Raw genomic sequence first — 16,607 nt, 5'->3', positions numbered from 1 at the left:
GGACCAGCCGATGAACCGCACCGAACGCAGTTTCGACGGATTCGGCGGTGTGCGCATCGTCTACGACGTCTGGACCCCCGACACGCCGCCGCGGGCGGTCGTGGTGCTGGCGCACGGTCTCGGCGAGTACGCCCGCCGCTACGACCACGTCGCCCAGTGCTTCGGGGAGGCGGGCCTGGTCACCTACGCGCTGGACCATCGCGGGCACGGCCGCTCGGGCGGCAAACGGGCGGTGGTGCGTGACATCCACGAGTACACCACCGACTTCGACACCCTGGTCGGCATCGCCACGCGCGAACACCACGGCCTCAAGTGCGTCGTGCTGGGCCACAGCATGGGCGGGGGGATCGTCTTCGCCTACGGCGTCGAGCGCCCGGACAACTACGACCTGATGGTGCTGTCGGGGCCCGCGGTGGCGGCCCAGGACCAGGTGTCACCGCTGCTGGCCCTGGCCGCCAAGGTGCTGGGGGCCGTCGTGCCCGGCCTGCCGGCGCAGGACCTCGACGTCGACGCCATCTCGCGCGATCCCGCGGTGGTGGCGGCCTACAAGAGCGATCCGCTGGTGTACCACGGCAAGGTTCCGGCCGGCATCGGCCGCGCGTTGCTGCAGGTCGGCGAGACGATGCCGCAGCGGGCGCCGGCGCTGACGGCGCCGTTGCTGGTGGTGCACGGGTCCGAGGACCGGTTGATTCCCGTCGCCGGCAGCCGTCGGCTCGTCGAGTGCGTCGGGTCCACCGACGTCGAGCTGAAGGTGTATCCCGGCCTGTATCACGAGGTCTTCAATGAGCCCGAGCGCGAGCAGGTGCTCGACGATGTCGTCTCCTGGATCACCGCTCGGCTGTGAGCGGGCGTGTCGGACCGCTCCCGTACGTTGGCGCTAATGACTCGCACGGGCGAGGAGGAACGGCGCCATGACTCGCGCCGGTGACGATGCAGAGCGTAGCGATGAGGAGGAACGGCGCTAATGACTCGCGCCGGTGACGATGCAGAGCGTAGCGATGAGGAGGAACGGCGCTAATGACTGACGACAAGATGCTGGCGCGCATCGCCGCGCTGCTGCGTCAGGCCGAAGGCACCGACAACTCCCACGAGGCCGACGCGTTCATGTCGGCCGCGCAGCGGCTCGCGACGGCCGCGTCCATCGACCTCGCGGTGGCGCGCTCCCATTCGGCCCAGCGTTCGGCCGCGCAGGCCCCGACGCAGCGCACCATCACCATCGGCGCGGCGGGCACCAAGGGGTTGCGGACCTACGTTCAGCTCTTCGTGCTGATCGCCGCGGCCAACGACGTGCGGTGCGACGTCGCGTCCAATTCGACGTTCGTCTACGCCTACGGGTTTGCCGAGGACATCGACGCCAGCCACGCCCTGTACGCCAGCCTGGTTGTGCAAATGGTGCGCGCGTCGGACGCCTACCTCGCCTCGGGCGCGCACCGTCCCACGCCGACGATCACCGCCCGGCTCAACTTTCAGCTGGCCTTCGGGGCGCGTGTGGGCCAACGGCTGGCCGAGGCCCGCGACGAGGCCCGGCGGGAAGCCACCAAGGACCGGCAACGTGCGCCGGGAACCGCTATCGCCTTGCGGGACAAGGAGGTTGAGCTCGTGGACTACTACCGCGGTGCGTCCAAGGCGCGCGGCACCTGGCAGGCCAGTCGAGCCTCGGCCGGGTATTCCTCGGCGGCGCGGCGCGCGGGCGACCGGGCCGGCAAGCGAGCGCGGCTCGGCAACAGCCCGGAACTCCCCGGGGCGCGGAGCGCGCTGAGCGGGTGACTCCCGGGAACTCCCCGCGGCGGGATTCTCAACGCTCCAGGGTCTATGCGGCCGAGGAATTCGTCCGCACGTTGTTCGACCGCGCCGCCCAGCACGGTTCACCCGCCGTGGACTTCTTCGGCACACAATTGACGCTGCCGCCGGAGGGCCGATTCGGCTCGGTGGCCTCCGCCCAGCGCTACGTGGACGACGTGCTGGCGCTGCCGGCGGTGCGCAGCCGGTGGCCCGGGGTGGCCCCGTTGCGGGTCCGGCCGCGCCGGGCCGCCACCGCCGCGCACTACGAAAACCAGGACGGCGCAGGCGTTATCGCGGTCCCCGACCGTGACACCGCCGACTGGGCGCTGCGTGAGCTGGTGATGTTGCACGAAGTGGCGCATCATTTGTGCCGGGCCGAGCCGCCGCACGGCCGCGAGTTCGTCGCGACGATCTGCGAGTTGACGGAGCTGGTGATGGGACCCGAAGTGGGGCATGTGCTGCGCGTCGTCTACGCCAAAGAGGGTGTGCGGTGAGCGATCCCGACGAGAGGGCCCGCGAGATCGAAGCCCAGATGACCGACGACGAGCGGTTCTCCCTGCTGGTCTCGGTGATGGGCGCCGGCGACCTGTGGCCGGTGCGCGACGAACGCATCCCGGCGGACACGCCGATGAGCGCGGGGTACGTGCCCGGGATTCCCCGCCTCGGGGTGCCGCCCCTGCGGATGAGCGATGCCGGTCTGGGCGTCACCAACCCCGGCTACCGTCCGGGCGACACGGCCACCGCGCTGCCGGCCGGGCTGGCGCTGGCCGCGGGTTTCGATCCGGCGCTGGCCCGGTCCGCAGGCGAAGTGATCGGCTCAGAGGCGCGCAGCCGCGGATTCAACGTGCAGCTCGCCGGGGCGATGAACCTCGCGCGCGACCCGCGCAACGGCCGCAACTTCGAATACCTTTCCGAGGACCCGCTTTTGACCGCCGCGATGATCGCGGAGTCGATCGACGGCATTCAGCGCCACGGCGTCATCTCGACGGTCAAGCACTACTCGCTGAACTGCAACGAGACCAATCGGCACTTCCTGGACGCGGTCATCGATCCCGACGCGCACCGCGAGTCCGACCTGCTCGCCTTCGAGATCGCGATCGAGCGGGCGCAACCGGGCGCCGTGATGACCGCCTACAACAAGGTCAACGGCGTCTACGCCGCGGCGAACGATGTCCTGATCAACGAGGTGCTCAAGGGCGCCTGGGCGTATCGCGGTTGGGTCATGTCCGACTGGGGCGCCACGCCGAGCTGGGAGTGTGCGCTGGCCGGCCTCGATCAGGAGTGCGGCGCCCAGATCGACGCGCTGCTGTGGCAGGCCGAGGCCTTCGGCGCGCCGCTGCGCGACGCGTACGCCGAGGGCAGGCTGCCCAGGGAGCGGTTGTCGGACATGGTCCGACGGATCCTGCGGTCCATGTTCGCCGTCGGTATCGACCGCGACGCCGCGCCGCCGGATCCGGATCGGGCCGCGCACAACGAGATTGCGCTGCGCATCGCCCGCCAGGGGGCCGTGTTGCTGACCAACCGGGGAGCGCTCCCGTTGACGCCCGAGCCGGGCATGCGCATCGCCGTCATCGGCGGATACGCGCACCTGGGCGTGCCGGCCGGCTATGGTTCGAGCACCGTCGTTCCCGACGGCGGCTACGCGGGCGTGGTCCCGATCGGCGGCGCGGGGCTGGAGGCCGGGCTGCGCAACCTGTACCTGCTGCCGTCGTCGCCGTTGCAGGAGTTGCGAAACCAGTTGCCGCGGGCGCAGATCGAATTCGACCCTGGCATCAGTCCGGCCGAGGCGGCGCTGGCGGCGCGGCTCGCCGATGTCGCGATCGTGTTCGCGGTGCGCGCGGAAGGGGAGGGATACGATCTCGCCGACCTGTCGCTGCCCTGGGGCCAGGACGAAATGATCGCGGCGGTGGCGGCGGCCAACCCCAATACCGTGGTGGTGCTCGAGACCGGCAACCCGGTGAGCATGCCGTGGCGCGACGCGGTGAATGCCGTTGTGCAGGCGTGGTATCCGGGTCAGGCCGGCGCCCGGGCGATCGCCGAGATCCTCACCGGCCGGGTCAATCCTTCGGGCCGGCTTCCGATCACCTTTCCCGCCGATCTGGACCAGACGCCTCGCCCGCGGCTACCCGGTGTCGGCACGCCGTGGGGGACCGCGAGCACGATCGAATACTTCGAGGGCGCCGATGTCGGCTATCGATGGTATGCGGCCAACGGCCACGTCCCGATGTTCGCCTTCGGTCATGGCCTGTCCTACACCAGGTTTGACTACCGTGACCTGGTGGTCACCGGCGGGGAGACCATCACGGCCAGTTTCACCGTCGTCAATGCCGGCGACCGCGCCGGGGCCGACGTGCCGCAGCTGTACGTGACGGCGGAGCCCGGCGGACCGTGCCTGCGGCTGCTGGGATTCGAGCGGATCGAGTTAGAACCGGGCGCCAGCCGCCGGCTGAGGATCGAGGCCGATCCGCGCCTGCTCGCACGCTACGACGGCGGCGCCGGATGCTGGCGGATCGAGGCGGGCGATTACGCGGCGGCCGTGGGCATTTCGGCGTTGGCCATGCGGCTCGCGGCCGGGGTCGAACTGACCGGCCGTACGTTCGGGCGATGACCCCCTCGGGCTGACGCCCGAACGTACGACCGGCCCGAGGCGTTACTCCACGGGGGTCAGCGCGTCGCCGCACGTGCAGCGGTAGCCCTCGCCGGCGCCCGAGCAGTGGCAGGGCACCTCGATGCGGACACGGCAGCCGCAGCCTTCGTGACCGCACGTCAGCAGGGTCCCGGCTTCGTAAGTTGCCATTTGACTCACCCTTTTCTCCTGGTGTGACTCGTGCGGCGCGGTTCGGCCGCACCCCCACTATATACCCCCCATGGGTATACGTAAACGGTCGCGACGGGTTTCGTGGCGGGGACGGCTGTCGTGCGGGGGCCCGGCGGGCGCGGCTAGCGTTGACGTCATGAGCGAGAAACCGACCCCCCACGACGTCGACGCATTCCTGGACAGCACGGTGGTGGGCGACGATCCGTCCTTGACCGCGGCGCTCGAGGCCAGCAACGCGGCCGGCCTACCGCCGATCGCGGTCTCGGTACAACAGGGAAAGTTCCTGAGCCTGCTCGCCGGCGCCATCGGCGCGCGGCGCATCCTCGAGATCGGCACCCTGGGCGGCTTCAGCACCATCTGGTTGGCGCGTGGCGCCGGGCCGCAGGGCCGCGTGGTGACGCTGGAGTACGAGCCGAAGCACGCCGAGGTGGCGCGGGGCAACTTGAAGCGCGCCGGCGTCGCCGATCGGGTGGAGGTGATCGTCGGCGCGGCGCTGGAAACGCTGCCGACGGTCACCGGACCCTTCGATCTGATCTTCATCGACGCCGACAAGGAGAACAACCTGGCGTATGTGGAGTGGGCGGTCCGATTGGCCCGGCCCGGTGCGGTCGTGGTGGTGGACAACGTGATTCGAGACGGGCGGATTCTGCGGCCGGATTCCGACGATGCCCGGGTGCGGGCGACCCGCGAGACGCTGCAGGCGATGGGCGAGCACCCGCGGCTGGACACCGCGGTGATCCAGACGGTGGGGGCCAAGCACTGGGACGGCTTCGCCTTGGCGCTGGTGCAGTAGCTCAGCGCGGGGACAGGTCGGCGACCGCCTGCCCGGCGGAGGTGAGTTCGCCGATCCGCAGGGCGGTTTCACCGGCGTACAGGGCGGCGCCGTCCAGCCAGGAGTCGGGCACACCGGCCACCGGTGCCAGCGGCGTGAAGAACGGCAGGGCCGGCGACTGCAGGCGCATCAGTGCGCCCGCATCGAAATAGCCCAGCGCCGACAGGGGACGACTGGCCGCGTTGAGCGCCGCCGGCACCGCCTTGGCCCGCCCGTCGGCGCGGCACCACCGGCGCGTCGCCTCGTTGGGCACGACGCGGTGCCGTAGCGGCCAGCTCAGGCCGAACAGGTTTGTCTCGATCGTCCTGTCGGCCCGAAGGATTCGCCGCTGATACTCGCGGCTCGCGTTGGCCTCGTGCGTCAACAGGAATCGCGTGCCCGCGATGACACCGCTGGCGCCGCCGTCCAGCGCGGCGCGAGTGTCGGCGGCGGTGGCGACGCCGCCGGCCAGGAACACCGGTCGGTTCCCGGCCGCGCGCAGGGCGTGCGGGAGAAAATCCAGGGCCGGCACGGTCCCCACGAGGTGCCCGCCGGCCTCGCGCCCCTGAGCGATCAAACCGTCAGCGCCGCAGGCGATCGCGGCCCGCGCCTGCGCCTCGGTGCCCACCATCACGAAGACGAAGACCCCGGCGTCGCGCAGATGCTCGACGAGGCCCCGCTTGTCGCCGAACGCCAACACCACCGCGTCCACCCGGGCGTCGACGCAGGCCGCGACGTGATGGCGATGCACAAAGGGCAGCAACAGGTTTACCGCGACGGCACGACCCGGCGCCTGCTCGCGCACCTCGTCGATCGAGGCGCGCAGCCGGCGCGGGGTGTCGATGCCCAGCGTGCCGAGCCCGCCCGCGTTGGCGACCGCGGCCGCCAGGGCCGCCCCCGCAAGACCGCCGCCCATGCCGGCCTGTCCCACCGGGTGATCGAGCCGCAATCGATCCGCGAGGTCCATGCCTCAAGAGGCTACGCGGTTTCTCGAACTGGGCCGCGATCGAGCGTAATGTTGATCACAGATGGATGGGTGCAGCCCAGCTCAAAAGGCTTGCTGCATAACAGAAAGGTCACAAAATGAGTACAGTCCATTCATCAATCGATCACCACCCCGATTTGATGGCGTTGCGCGCCCGCTACGAGCGTGTCGCCGAGTCGATGAGTGCGCATTTCACCTTCGGCCTGGCGCTGCTGACGGGTCTGTATGTGGCCGCGTCGCCGTGGATCGTGGGATTCAGCGCGACGAGGTCGCTCGCCACGTCTGACCTGATCGCCGGGATCGCGGTGGCGTTCCTGGCGTACGGGTTCGCCACGACGCTGGATCGCGCGCACGGCATGACGTGGACGCTGCCGGTGCTCGGCGCGTGGGTCATCGTGTCGACGTGGATCCTGCCGGACGTCACGCTGACCACCGGCATGACGTGGTCGAATGTCGTCGCGGGCGCGTTGCTGACCTTCCTGGGTCTCAACGCCACCTACTTCGGCATGCGCACGCGCGCCACGGGAACGCACGCCTAGCCCCGAATTCGGTTAGGGCACAGGTCGATTCGCCGCCTGGCCGGGCGATCCGGTCAGGCGGAGATCAACCGCAGACCGCGCCGATGGCGGCCGAGCTGACCAGCTTGACGTACTTGGCCAGCACCCCGGTCTTGTAGCGCGGCGGCGGCGGTGTGAAACCCGTTCGCCGCGAATCGAATTCAGCCGGATCGGCGAGCACCTCGAGCACCCGGTTGGCGACGTCCAGCCGGATGCGGTCGCCGTCGCGCAGAAACGCGATCGGTCCGGCGTCCACCGCCTCCGGGGCGATGTGACCGACGCACAGCCCCGTCGTCCCCCCGGAGAACCGGCCGTCGGTCAGCAACAGCACGTCCTTGCCGAGACCGGCGCCCTTGATCGCGCCGGTGATGGCGAGCATCTCGCGCATGCCGGGTCCGCCCTTCGGGCCCTCGTAGCGGATCACCACCGCGTCGCCCTTGGTGATGGTGCCGTCCTCGAGGGCATCGAGCGCGGCCCGTTCACCGTCGAAAACCCTTGCGGTGCCCTCGAACACGTCGGAATCGAAGCCGGCGGACTTCACCACCGCCCCCTCGGGAGCCAGCGATCCGCGCAGGATGGTGATGCCCCCGGTGGGGTGAATGGGATTGCTCAGGGCCCGCAGCACCTTGCCGTCGGGGTCGGGCGGGGCGATCTCGGCCAGGTTCTCGGCCACGGTCGCACCGGTGACCGTCAGGCAATCGCCGCGCAGTAGGCCGGCATCCAGCAACGCCTTCATCATCACCGGCACGCCGCCGATGTGGTCGACGTGCGACATCACGTGGCGGCCGAACGGCTTGACGTCGGCCAAATGCGGAACCTTCGACCCGATCCGGCTGAAGTCGTCGAGCGTCAGCGCGACGTCGGCCTCGTGGGCGATGGCCAGCAGGTGCAGCACCGCGTTGGTGGACCCGCCGAAGGCCATCACCACCGCGATGGCGTTTTCGAACGCCTCCTTGGTGAGGATGTCGCGGGCGGTGATCCCGCGCCGCAGCAGTTCGACGACGGCCGCGCCGCTGCGCCGCGCGAACCCGTCGCGGCGGCGGTCGGTCGCCGGCGGCGCCGCGCTGCCCGGCAACGACATCCCGAGCGCCTCGGCGGCGCTGGCCATCGTGTTGGCGGTGTACATGCCGCCGCAGGCGCCCTCGCCGGGGCAGATCGCCCGCTCGATGGCGTCGACGTCCTCGCGCGGCATCAGCCCGCGGGCGCAGGCCCCCACCGCCTCGAACGCGTCGATGATGGTGACCTCGCGCTCGCTGCCGTCGGAGAGCTTGGCCACCCCCGGCAGGATCGAGCCCGCGTAGAGGAACACCGAGGCCAGGTCCAGCCGCGCGGCGGCCATCAGCATCCCGGGCAGCGACTTGTCGCAGCCGGCCAGCAGCACCGAGCCGTCGAGGCGTTCGGCCTGCATCACCGTCTCGACGCTGTCGGCGATCACCTCGCGCGACACCAGGGAGAAGTGCATCCCCTCGTGGCCCATCGAGATGCCGTCGGACACGGAGATGGTGCCGAACTCGAGGGGGTACCCGCCGGCCGAGAACACCCCCTCCTTGACGGCCTTGGCGAGCCGGTCCAGCGAGAGGTTGCACGGCGTGATCTCGTTCCAGGACGACGCGACGCCGATCTGCGGCTTGGCGAAGTCCTCGTCTCCCATGCCTACTGCCCGCAGCATGCCACGGGCGGCGGCCTTCTCCAGGCCGTCGGTGACGTCACGACTACGCGGCTTGATGTCGGCGGTCCGAGCCGAATCGGTGGTGGGCATCGTTCAAGTATGCGCTGGCCAGTCGCGATGCCCGTTCCCGGGGTAATACCCCGTCGGGGTATAAGCTGGGATGGGCGGGCCAGACGGAGCGGCAGGGGTGAATCGACGATGACAGACGAACACGGGTACTCGCAGCAGAAGGACAACTACGCCAAGCGGCTGCGGCGCATCGAGGGCCAGGTGCGGGGCATCGCCCGCATGATCGAGGAAGACAAGTACTGCATCGACGTGCTGACCCAGATCAGCGCCGTCAACAGCGCGTTGCGGTCGGTCGCGCTGAATTTGCTCGACGAGCACCTGAGCCACTGCGTCACCCGGGCCGTTGCCGAGGGCGGCGACGAGGCCGACACGAAGCTCAGCGAGGCCTCCGCCGCGATCGCTCGCCTCGTCCGCTCCTGATCGCAGGGCGTGTTGCCGCGCCAAGTTGGAGGAACCGGTAGCCGGTGTGCGTACGGTATGGGGAGCGTGACCTCGGCGACGTTGCTCAGCCGATTGCGCACACCCAAGCGATGACTGTGATGACTGCCGAAACCGCCAACGCAGCCGCGCGAACGTGGACGCCACGGATCGCGGCTCAGCTCGCCATCCTCGCGGCCGCGGCCTTCACCTATGTCACCGCCGAGATCCTGCCGGTGGGGGCGCTGCCGGCGATCGCCCGCAACCTCAACGTCAGTTTGGTCCTGGTGGGGACCCTGCTGTCCTGGTACGCCCTGGTCGCGGCCCTGACGACGATCCCGCTGGTGCGCTGGACCGCGCACCTGCCGCGCCGCCGCGTGCTGGTCGCGAGCCTGACCTGCCTGACCGCCTCCCAGCTCATCTCGGCGCTGGCGCCCAACTTCGCGGTGCTGGCCGCCGGGCGGGTGCTGTGTGCGATCACCCACGGGCTGCTGTGGTCGGTCATCGCGCCGATCGCGACCCGGCTGGTGCCGCCCAGCCACGCCGGGCGAGCCACCACATCGATCTACGTCGGCACCAGCCTGGCGCTGGTCGTCGGCAGCCCGCTGACCGCGGCCCTGAGCCTGATGTGGGGATGGCGCCTGGCCGTCGTGTGCGTCACCGTCGCGGCCGCGCTCGTCACGGTCGCCGCCCGGCTGATGCTGCCGGAGATGGTGCTCACCGAGGATCAGCTGGCCCACGTCGGGCCCCGGTCCCGCCATCACCGCAACCCGCGGCTGATCATCGTGAGCGTGCTGGCGATGATCGCGGTCACCGGCCACTTCGTGTCCTACACGTTCATCGTCGAGCTCATCCGCAACGTCCTGGGCGTGCGTGGGCCGAACCTGGCCTGGGTGCTGGCCGCCTACGGGCTGGCCGGCCTGCTATCGGTGCCGCTGGTGGCGCGGCCCCTGGACCACCGCCCCAAGGGCGCCGTCATCCTGTGCATGACGGGTCTGACGGCCGCCTTCGTGGTGCTGACGGCGCTGGCGTTCGGCGGCCGGTCCGGCGCGACGACGGCGCTGATCGGCACCGCCGCCATCGTGCTGTGGGGGGCCATGGCCACCGCCGTATCGCCGATGATGCAATCCGCCGCCATGCGCAACGGGGCCGACGACCCCGACGGGGCCTCGGGCCTCTACGTGACGGCATTCCAGGTCGGCATCATGGCCGGCTCGCTGGCGGGCGGGCTGCTCTACGAGCACAGCGTCACGATGATGCTGATCGCTTCGGCGATCCTGATGGCGGTCGCGCTGGTCGGCATCGCCGCCAACCGGCGGATGCTCGACGTCCCCCCGCCGCGGCCGACAAGCTCACTCGATTCATAACCGCCCAGCTCAGAGGCGTGTTCTTGGCGGCTCCGGGGCTGCGGACGCCCGCCGGCGACGGTCGACGGCGCCCGCCCTATGCCAGACTGTGTCGGAGTAGACAAGTGGAGGTATGCATATGTCGGGCTGGACGAAGGCCTGGACTTTCAAGGGTCTCTTCGCCGCTCTGAACGTCACCGGCTGGGGCGCAGTGTTGACCCTGGCGCTGGTGCTGAGCGCCGCCCCCGCGCTGGCCGACCCGGACCCGGCTCCCGCCGACCCGGGCGCCGTCGCCGCCCCGCCCGGCCCGCCCGCGCCGCCGGATCCCTTCGCGCCGCCACCCCCGCCCGACCCGCTGGCACCGCCGCCCCCGCCCGACCCGGCGGCGGCGCCACCATGGCTCCCGCCCATGGCGGAACCCGCGGCGGCCTCGGCCGCCGGGCAGAACCCCACCCCGTTCACCGGGACGGCCCCGTTCGGGCCCCCCAAGATCCAGCCCGCCAACGGGTCGACCGTCGGCGTCGCCCAGCCGATCATCATCAACTTTCCGGGACGCGTCGACGACGCCGGCGCCGCGGAGGGCGCGGTCCACGTCTCGTCGGTGCCCGCGGTCCCGGGCAAGTTCTACTGGATGACCCCGACGCAGCTGCGCTGGCGGCCGTTGAGCTTCTGGCCCGCCCACACCGCGGTGACCGTCGACGCCGGGGGCACCGTGTCGAGCTTCCGCACCGGAGACACGCTGGTCGCCACGGCCGACGACGCCACGCATCAGCTGACCGTCACCCGCAACGGCACGGTGGAAAAGACGATCCCGATGTCGATGGGCATGACGTCCGGCAACCACCAAACCCCCAACGGCACCTACTACGTGCAGGACAAGAAGGCGTCGGTGGTGATGGATTCGTCCACCTATGGGGTCCCGGTCAACTCGACCTACGGCTACAAGGTGACGGTGGAGGACGCGGTCCGGTTCGACAACGTCGGCGACTACGTGCACAGCGCCCCCTGGTCGGTGGACGACCAGGGCAAGCGCGACGTCAGCCACGGCTGCATCAACATCAGCCCCTCCAACGCGAAGTGGTTCTTCGACAACTTCGGCGCGGGAGACCCGATCATCGTGAAGAACTCGACCGGCGGCAACTACAAGAAGAACGACGGCTCCGCCGACTGGATGAACTAGCTGCCCGAGAGCAGTCGCAGAATCGCCCGTTTCCGCCGCGAAATCGGGCGATTCTGCGTCTTGGGGCCATCACCTTCGCTGCGGGGCTTCCGCGGGCGCGGCGGTTATGTATAGCATCATATATAACTTCGGGCCCTGAGGAGCGGCGATGCGCGGTCCACGCGACCGGATGGTGGTATCTGCCGCCCTGCTGATCAGGGAGCGCGGCGCCCACGCCACCGCCATCTCCGACGTCCTCGAGCACAGCGGCGCGCCGCGCGGATCGGCCTACCACTACTTCCCGGGCGGGCGCACGCAACTGCTCTGCGAGGCCGTGGACTACGCCGGCGACCACGTCGCCGCGATCATCGCCGACGCCGCGAGCGGCCTCGACCTGATCGACACCCTGATCGACAAATTCCGCCAGCAGCTGCTCGACAGCGACTTCCGCGCCGGCTGCCCCATCGTCGCCGTGTCCGTGGAGGCGGGCGAGCAGGACGCCGAGCGCATGGCGCCGGTCGTCGAGCGCGCGGCGGCGGCGTTCGACCGCTGGACCGACCTGATCGCCCAGCGCTTCATCGCCGACGGCATAGCCCGGGAACGGGCCGGCGAATTGGCGGTCCTCGCCATCACCGCGCTCGAGGGCGCGATCCTGCTGGTTCGGGTGCGCCGCGACCTGATGCCCCTCGACGTCGTCCGCCGCCAGGTGCGCGAACTGCTCTTGGCTACGTCGTCGTATCGGGTGACCGGAAAGGATGTCCCACAGTGACCACAGACACGACCGGTGAATGGCACTCCACCGCATGCATCCTGTGCGAATGCAACTGCGGCATCGTCGTTCAGCTCGACGATCGCCGGCTGGCCCGCATCCGCGGTGACAAGGCGCACCCGGCATCGCAGGGCTACACCTGCAACAAGGCGTTGCGGCTGGATCACTATCAGAACAGCCGCACCCGGCTGACCGCCCCGCTGCGCCGCCGCGCGGACGGCAGCTACGAGGAAATCGACTGGGACACCGCGATCGTGGAGATCGCCGAGGGATTCAAGCACATCCGCGACACCTACGGCGGGGACAAGATCTTCTACTACGGCGGCGGCGGGCAGGGCAATCACCTGGGCGGGGCGTACAGCGGCGCCTTCCTGAAGGCGCTCGGCTCACGGTACCGCTCAAATGCGTTGGCGCAGGAGAAAACCGGTGAGTCCTGGGTCGACGGGCAGCTGTACGGCGGTCACACCAGGGGAGAGTTCGAGCACGCCGAGGTGGCGGTGTTCGTCGGCAAGAACCCGTGGATGTCGCAGAGCTTTCCGCGCGCCCGGGTGGTGCTGAACGCCATCGCCAAGGATCCGGCCCGGTCGATGATCGTCATCGACCCCGTCGTCACCGACACCGCCAAGATGTCCGACTTCCACCTGCGGGTGCGGCCCGGCACCGACGCGTGGTGCCTGGCGGCGCTGGCCGCCGTCCTCGTCCAGGAAAACCTCTGCGACGAACCGTTTCTCGCCGAGCACGTGCGCGGCGCCGACACCGTCCGCGACGCGTTGCGCGACGTCGCGGTCGCCGACTACGCCCAACACTGCGGGGTCGACGAGGAACTGCTGCGCGCGGCGGCGCGGCGCATCGGCGCCGCGGCGAGCGTCTCGGTCTTCGAGGATCTCGGCGTGCAGCAGGCACCCAACAGCACGCTGTGCTCCTACCTGAACAAGCTGCTCTGGGTTCTCACCGGCAACTTCGCGAAAAAGGGTGGCCAGCACCTGCATTCGTCGTTCGCGCCGCTGTTCGGCCAGTTCTCCGGCCGCACCCCGGTCACCGGCGCGCCCATCATCTCCGGGCTGGTGCCCAGCAACGTGGTCCCCGAGGAAATCCTGACCGACCATCCGGACCGCTTCCGCGCCATGATCGTGGAAAGCAGCAATCCCGCTCACTCGCTGGCCGATTCGACCGCCTGCCGCGAAGCCTTCCAGTCGCTGGAACTGATGGTGGTCATCGACGTCGCGATGACCGAGACCGCCAGGCTCGCCCACTATGTACTTCCAGCCGCATCCCAATTCGAGAAGCCGGAAGCCACCTTCTTCAACCTGGAGTTCCCGCACAACACTTTCCAATTGCGCCGTCCGCTGCTGGAGCCGTTGCCGGGAACACTGCCCGAGCCCGAGATCTGGGCGCGGTTGGTGCGGGCGCTCGGCGTGGTCGACGACGCGGATCTGCGGCCCCTGCGCGAAGCCGCCCAGCGGGGTCGGCAAGCGTACGCCGAGGCCTTCCTGTCCGCCGCCGCCACCAATCCCACGGTGGCTCAGCTACTTCCGTACGTGCTCTACGAGACGCTCGGACCGACCTTGCCGGACGGGCTGCGCGGCGCGGCCGCCCTATGGGGCCTGGCTCAGAAGACCGCGATGAACTACCCCGACGCCGTGCGGCGCGCCGGTCACGCCGACGGCAACGCCCTGTTCGACGCGATCCTCGACAACCCCTCGGGCGTGACGTTCACCGTCCACAACTACGAGGACGACTTCGCGTTGATCAGCCACTCCGACCAGAAGATCGCGCTGGAAATCCCGTCCATGCTCGACGAACTGGCCGCGCTGGCCCGGACCCCGGCCGAGCTGACCACGCCCGATTTCCCGATCGTGCTGTCGGTGGGGGAGCGGCGCGCCTACACCGCCAACGACATCTTCCGCGACCCGTCCTGGCGCAAACGCGACGCCGACGGCGCGCTGCGGGTGAGCGTGGAAGACGCCCAGGCCCTAGGGCTCGTCGACGGATGCCGGGCCCGCATCAGCACCGCGGCCGGCAGCGCCGAGGCCACCGTCGAGATCACCGAGACCATGCTCGCCGGACATGCCGCCCTGCCCAACGGCTTTGGGCTCGACTATCTCAACGACGACGGTCACACCGTCGTGCCCGGAGTGGCCCCGAACGCCCTGACCTCGACCGGGTGGCGCGACCCCTACGCGGGCACGCCGTGGCACAAGCACGTGCCCGCGCGCATCGAGGCGCTGACGCCGGTCAGTTCCAGATCTTGACCCGGCGCTCCGGCTCCAGGAACAGCGCGCCGGTGTCGGCGCCGTCGAACGCGTCGTAGAAGGCGTCCATGTTGCGCAACACGCCGTTGCAGCGAAACTCCGGTGGCGAGTGGGGGTCCACCGCCAGCCGCCGGATCGCTTCGGCCTCACGGGATTTGGTGCGCCATACCTGGGCCCAGCCGTAGAACACGCGCTGCACGCCGGTCAGGCCGTCGATCACGGGGGAGGGTTGGCCGTTCAGCGACAGCTGATAGGCCAGCAGCGCGATCGACAACCCACCCAGATCCCCGATGTTCTCCCCGACAGTGAACGCGCCGTTCACATGGTGGCCGCTCGACAGCCCCCTCGGGATGTACGTGTCGTACTGAGCGATGAGGGCCTTTGTGCGAGCACCGAATTCGGCGCGGTCGGCGTCGGTCCACCAGTCGACCAGGTTGCCGTCGCCGTCGTACTTGGCGCCCTGGTCGTCGAAGCCGTGACCGATCTCGTGCCCGATCACCGCGCCGATGCCGCCGTAGTTCGCGGCGTCATCGGCCTCGGCGTCGAAGAACGGCGGCTGCAAAATGGCTGCCGGGAAGACGATTTCGTTCATCCCCGGGTTGTAGTACGCGTTGACCGTCTGCGGGGTCATGAACCACTCGTCCTTGTCCACCGGGCCGCCGAGCTTGGCCAGCTCGCGGTCGTGGTTGACGGCGTACCCGCGCTGGTAGTTGCCGTAGAGGTCGTCGCGGTCGATCACCAGCGTGGAGTAGTCCCGCCATTTCGCCGGGTAGCCGACCTTGGCGGTGAACTTGTCGAGCTTGGCCAGCGCCCGCTCCCGCGTCTGGGGCGTCATCCACTCCAGGTCGTTGATGCTCATCCGGTAGGCCGCCTGCAGGTTGGCCACCAGCTCGTCGATGCGCGCCTTGGCGCCGGGCGGGAAATGCCGTTGCACGTACAGCTTTCCGACGGCGTCGCCCATCAGGCTCTCGACCAGCGAGACCGCCCGCTTCCACCGGTCCCGGATCTGCTCGGTGCCGGTCAACCGGCGGCCGTAGAAGTCGAAGTCCGCGGCCACCACCTCGTCGGTCAGCCAGGCGGCCCGCGCGCGGATCACCCGCCACCGCGCCCAGCTCTTCCACACCTCGAGGTCCTCGCTGCGCCACAGCTCGGCGAATGACCGAACGTAATCCGGTTGGCGCACAACGACTTCCGCGAGCGCTTCGGGCTGGGTGCCCAGCGCGGCGACCCACGTGCCCCAGGCGAAACCCACCGACTCGTCGCGCAGTTCGGCGAACGTGCGCAAGTTGTAGGTGAGGTCGGCGTCGCGGCGCTTGACCACATCCCAATGCGCCTCGGCCAGCCGGGTCTCGAGCGCGACGATGCGCTCGGCGGTCCGGATGTGGCTTTCCGGGTCGCCGCCGAAGACCAGGCCGAACATCCGGGCGATGTGCCCGGGGTACGCCTCGAGCACCTCGGCGTGCTGTTCTTCGCGGTAATAGGACTCGTCGGGCAGCCCGAGTCCGGACTGGGTGAAGTGCACCAGGTAACGGGCCGAGTTCTTGGCGTCGGTGTCCACATACATCGCGACACCGCCGCCCACCCCGGTGCGCTGCAGGGCGCCGAGGGCGGCGGCCAGCGCGTCGGCGTCGGCCGCGTCGTCGATCACGGCCAGTTCGTCGAGCAGCGGGCGCACGCCGCGCCGCTGGACGGTCTCCTCGTCGAGAAAGCTCGCATACAGGTCGCCGATGCGTTGCGCGTCCGCGTCGCCGGCGGCCGCACCCCGCTCGCTGGCCTCGACGATCAGGTCCCGCACCTGCTCCTCGGCGCGGTCGTACAGCTGCCGGAAGGCGCCGTCGGTGGCCCGGTCCGCCGGTATCTCGTATTCGGCCAGCCAGCGGCCGTTGACGTGACCGAACAGGTCGTCTTGGGGGCGGATGCTGTCGTCTACGTAGCTCAGGTCGATGCCCGAGCGGAGGGCCGTATTCGTCACC

15 protein-coding genes are annotated in these 16,607 nt (G+C 69.8%); 11 read left to right on the top strand and 4 right to left on the bottom strand.

Translation table 11 applies throughout. The features are described 5' to 3' along the window. The first annotated feature begins 10 nt into the window (after positions 1-10). The 4 genes from OCU_RS48790 to OCU_RS48775 all read left to right on the top strand — a co-directional run bounded on the left by OCU_RS48790 (position 11) and on the right by OCU_RS48775 (position 4,390). Complete coding sequence (locus OCU_RS48790) at positions 11-844, top strand: alpha/beta hydrolase (RefSeq protein ID WP_014381448.1); 834 nt, start codon at positions 11-13, stop codon at positions 842-844. 173 nt (positions 845-1,017) lie between these two features. Continuing rightward, positions 1,018-1,767: a DUF2786 domain-containing protein gene (locus OCU_RS48785; RefSeq protein WP_009955435.1), complete on the top strand. Its 750-nt coding sequence runs from the start codon at positions 1,018-1,020 to the stop codon at positions 1,765-1,767. Continuing rightward, on the top strand, positions 1,764-2,276 hold the full coding sequence (locus OCU_RS48780; RefSeq protein WP_009955436.1) for a TIGR04338 family metallohydrolase: 513 nt from the start codon (positions 1,764-1,766) through the stop codon (positions 2,274-2,276). The genes OCU_RS48785 and OCU_RS48780 overlap by 4 nt, the downstream gene beginning before the upstream one ends. After that, positions 2,273-4,390, top strand: a complete 2,118-nt coding sequence (locus tag OCU_RS48775) for a glycoside hydrolase family 3 protein (protein ID WP_014381447.1) — start codon at positions 2,273-2,275, stop codon at positions 4,388-4,390. The genes OCU_RS48780 and OCU_RS48775 overlap by 4 nt, the downstream gene beginning before the upstream one ends. A gap of 42 nt (positions 4,391-4,432) precedes the next feature. Here OCU_RS48775 and mymT read toward each other — a convergent pair whose 3' ends face one another. Further along, on the bottom strand, positions 4,433-4,579 hold the full coding sequence (gene mymT / locus OCU_RS50800; RefSeq protein ID WP_008261926.1) for a copper-binding metallothionein MymT: 147 nt from the start codon (positions 4,577-4,579) through the stop codon (positions 4,433-4,435). 157 nt (positions 4,580-4,736) lie between these two features. Here mymT and OCU_RS48770 point away from each other — a divergent pair, with 157 nt between their 5' ends. Next, the gene (locus tag OCU_RS48770; protein ID WP_014381446.1) at positions 4,737-5,393 is read left to right on the top strand and encodes an O-methyltransferase; all 657 of its coding nucleotides are present in this window, start codon (positions 4,737-4,739) and stop codon (positions 5,391-5,393) included. Position 5,394: 1 nt separating this feature from the next. On the opposite strand, the gene OCU_RS48765 is transcribed toward OCU_RS48770, so the two are convergent. Next, on the bottom strand, positions 5,395-6,378 hold the full coding sequence (locus OCU_RS48765) for a nitronate monooxygenase (RefSeq protein WP_014381445.1): 984 nt from the start codon (positions 6,376-6,378) through the stop codon (positions 5,395-5,397). A gap of 116 nt (positions 6,379-6,494) precedes the next feature. On the opposite strand from OCU_RS48765, the gene OCU_RS48760 reads away from it, so the two are divergent. Continuing rightward, positions 6,495-6,935: an SPW repeat protein gene (locus tag OCU_RS48760; RefSeq protein WP_008261919.1), complete on the top strand. Its 441-nt coding sequence runs from the start codon at positions 6,495-6,497 to the stop codon at positions 6,933-6,935. Between the two features lie 64 nt (positions 6,936-6,999). On the opposite strand, the gene ilvD is transcribed toward OCU_RS48760, so the two are convergent. Next, the gene (ilvD, locus tag OCU_RS48755) at positions 7,000-8,712 is read right to left on the bottom strand and encodes a dihydroxy-acid dehydratase (protein WP_014381443.1); all 1,713 of its coding nucleotides are present in this window, start codon (positions 8,710-8,712) and stop codon (positions 7,000-7,002) included. Between the two features lie 108 nt (positions 8,713-8,820). Here ilvD and ricR point away from each other — a divergent pair, with 108 nt between their 5' ends. The 5 genes from ricR to OCU_RS48730 all read left to right on the top strand — a co-directional run bounded on the left by ricR (position 8,821) and on the right by OCU_RS48730 (position 14,634). Then, complete coding sequence (gene ricR / locus OCU_RS48750) at positions 8,821-9,111, top strand: copper-sensing transcriptional repressor RicR (RefSeq protein ID WP_008261917.1); 291 nt, start codon at positions 8,821-8,823, stop codon at positions 9,109-9,111. A 119-nt stretch (positions 9,112-9,230) separates the two neighbouring features. Continuing rightward, on the top strand, positions 9,231-10,475 hold the full coding sequence (locus OCU_RS48745) for an MFS transporter (RefSeq protein ID WP_008261916.1): 1,245 nt from the start codon (positions 9,231-9,233) through the stop codon (positions 10,473-10,475). A 118-nt stretch (positions 10,476-10,593) separates the two neighbouring features. Further along, positions 10,594-11,634 carry a L,D-transpeptidase gene (locus OCU_RS48740; protein WP_008261915.1) on the top strand — a complete coding sequence of 347 codons (1,041 nt, stop codon included), beginning with the start codon at positions 10,594-10,596 and terminating at the stop codon, positions 11,632-11,634. Positions 11,635-11,782: 148 nt separating this feature from the next. Next, on the top strand, positions 11,783-12,382 hold the full coding sequence (locus tag OCU_RS48735) for a TetR/AcrR family transcriptional regulator (RefSeq protein ID WP_026071125.1): 600 nt from the start codon (positions 11,783-11,785) through the stop codon (positions 12,380-12,382). Next, positions 12,379-14,634: a molybdopterin-dependent oxidoreductase gene (locus OCU_RS48730; protein WP_014381441.1), complete on the top strand. Its 2,256-nt coding sequence runs from the start codon at positions 12,379-12,381 to the stop codon at positions 14,632-14,634. Before OCU_RS48735 ends, OCU_RS48730 begins: the two co-directional genes overlap by 4 nt. Here the strand turns inward: OCU_RS48730 and OCU_RS48725 are convergent. Beyond that, positions 14,618-16,606 carry a M13 family metallopeptidase gene (locus tag OCU_RS48725; RefSeq protein ID WP_014381440.1) on the bottom strand — a complete coding sequence of 663 codons (1,989 nt, stop codon included), beginning with the start codon at positions 16,604-16,606 and terminating at the stop codon, positions 14,618-14,620. The genes OCU_RS48730 and OCU_RS48725 overlap by 17 nt on opposite strands. Between the last annotated feature and the right edge of the window lies 1 nt (position 16,607).

This window comes from Mycobacterium intracellulare ATCC 13950 (assembly GCF_000277125.1).
Lineage (GTDB): Bacteria > Actinomycetota > Actinomycetes > Mycobacteriales > Mycobacteriaceae > Mycobacterium > Mycobacterium intracellulare.
Note: the sequence above shows the minus strand (reverse complement) of the source record. Positions and strands in the feature narration are given on the sequence as shown.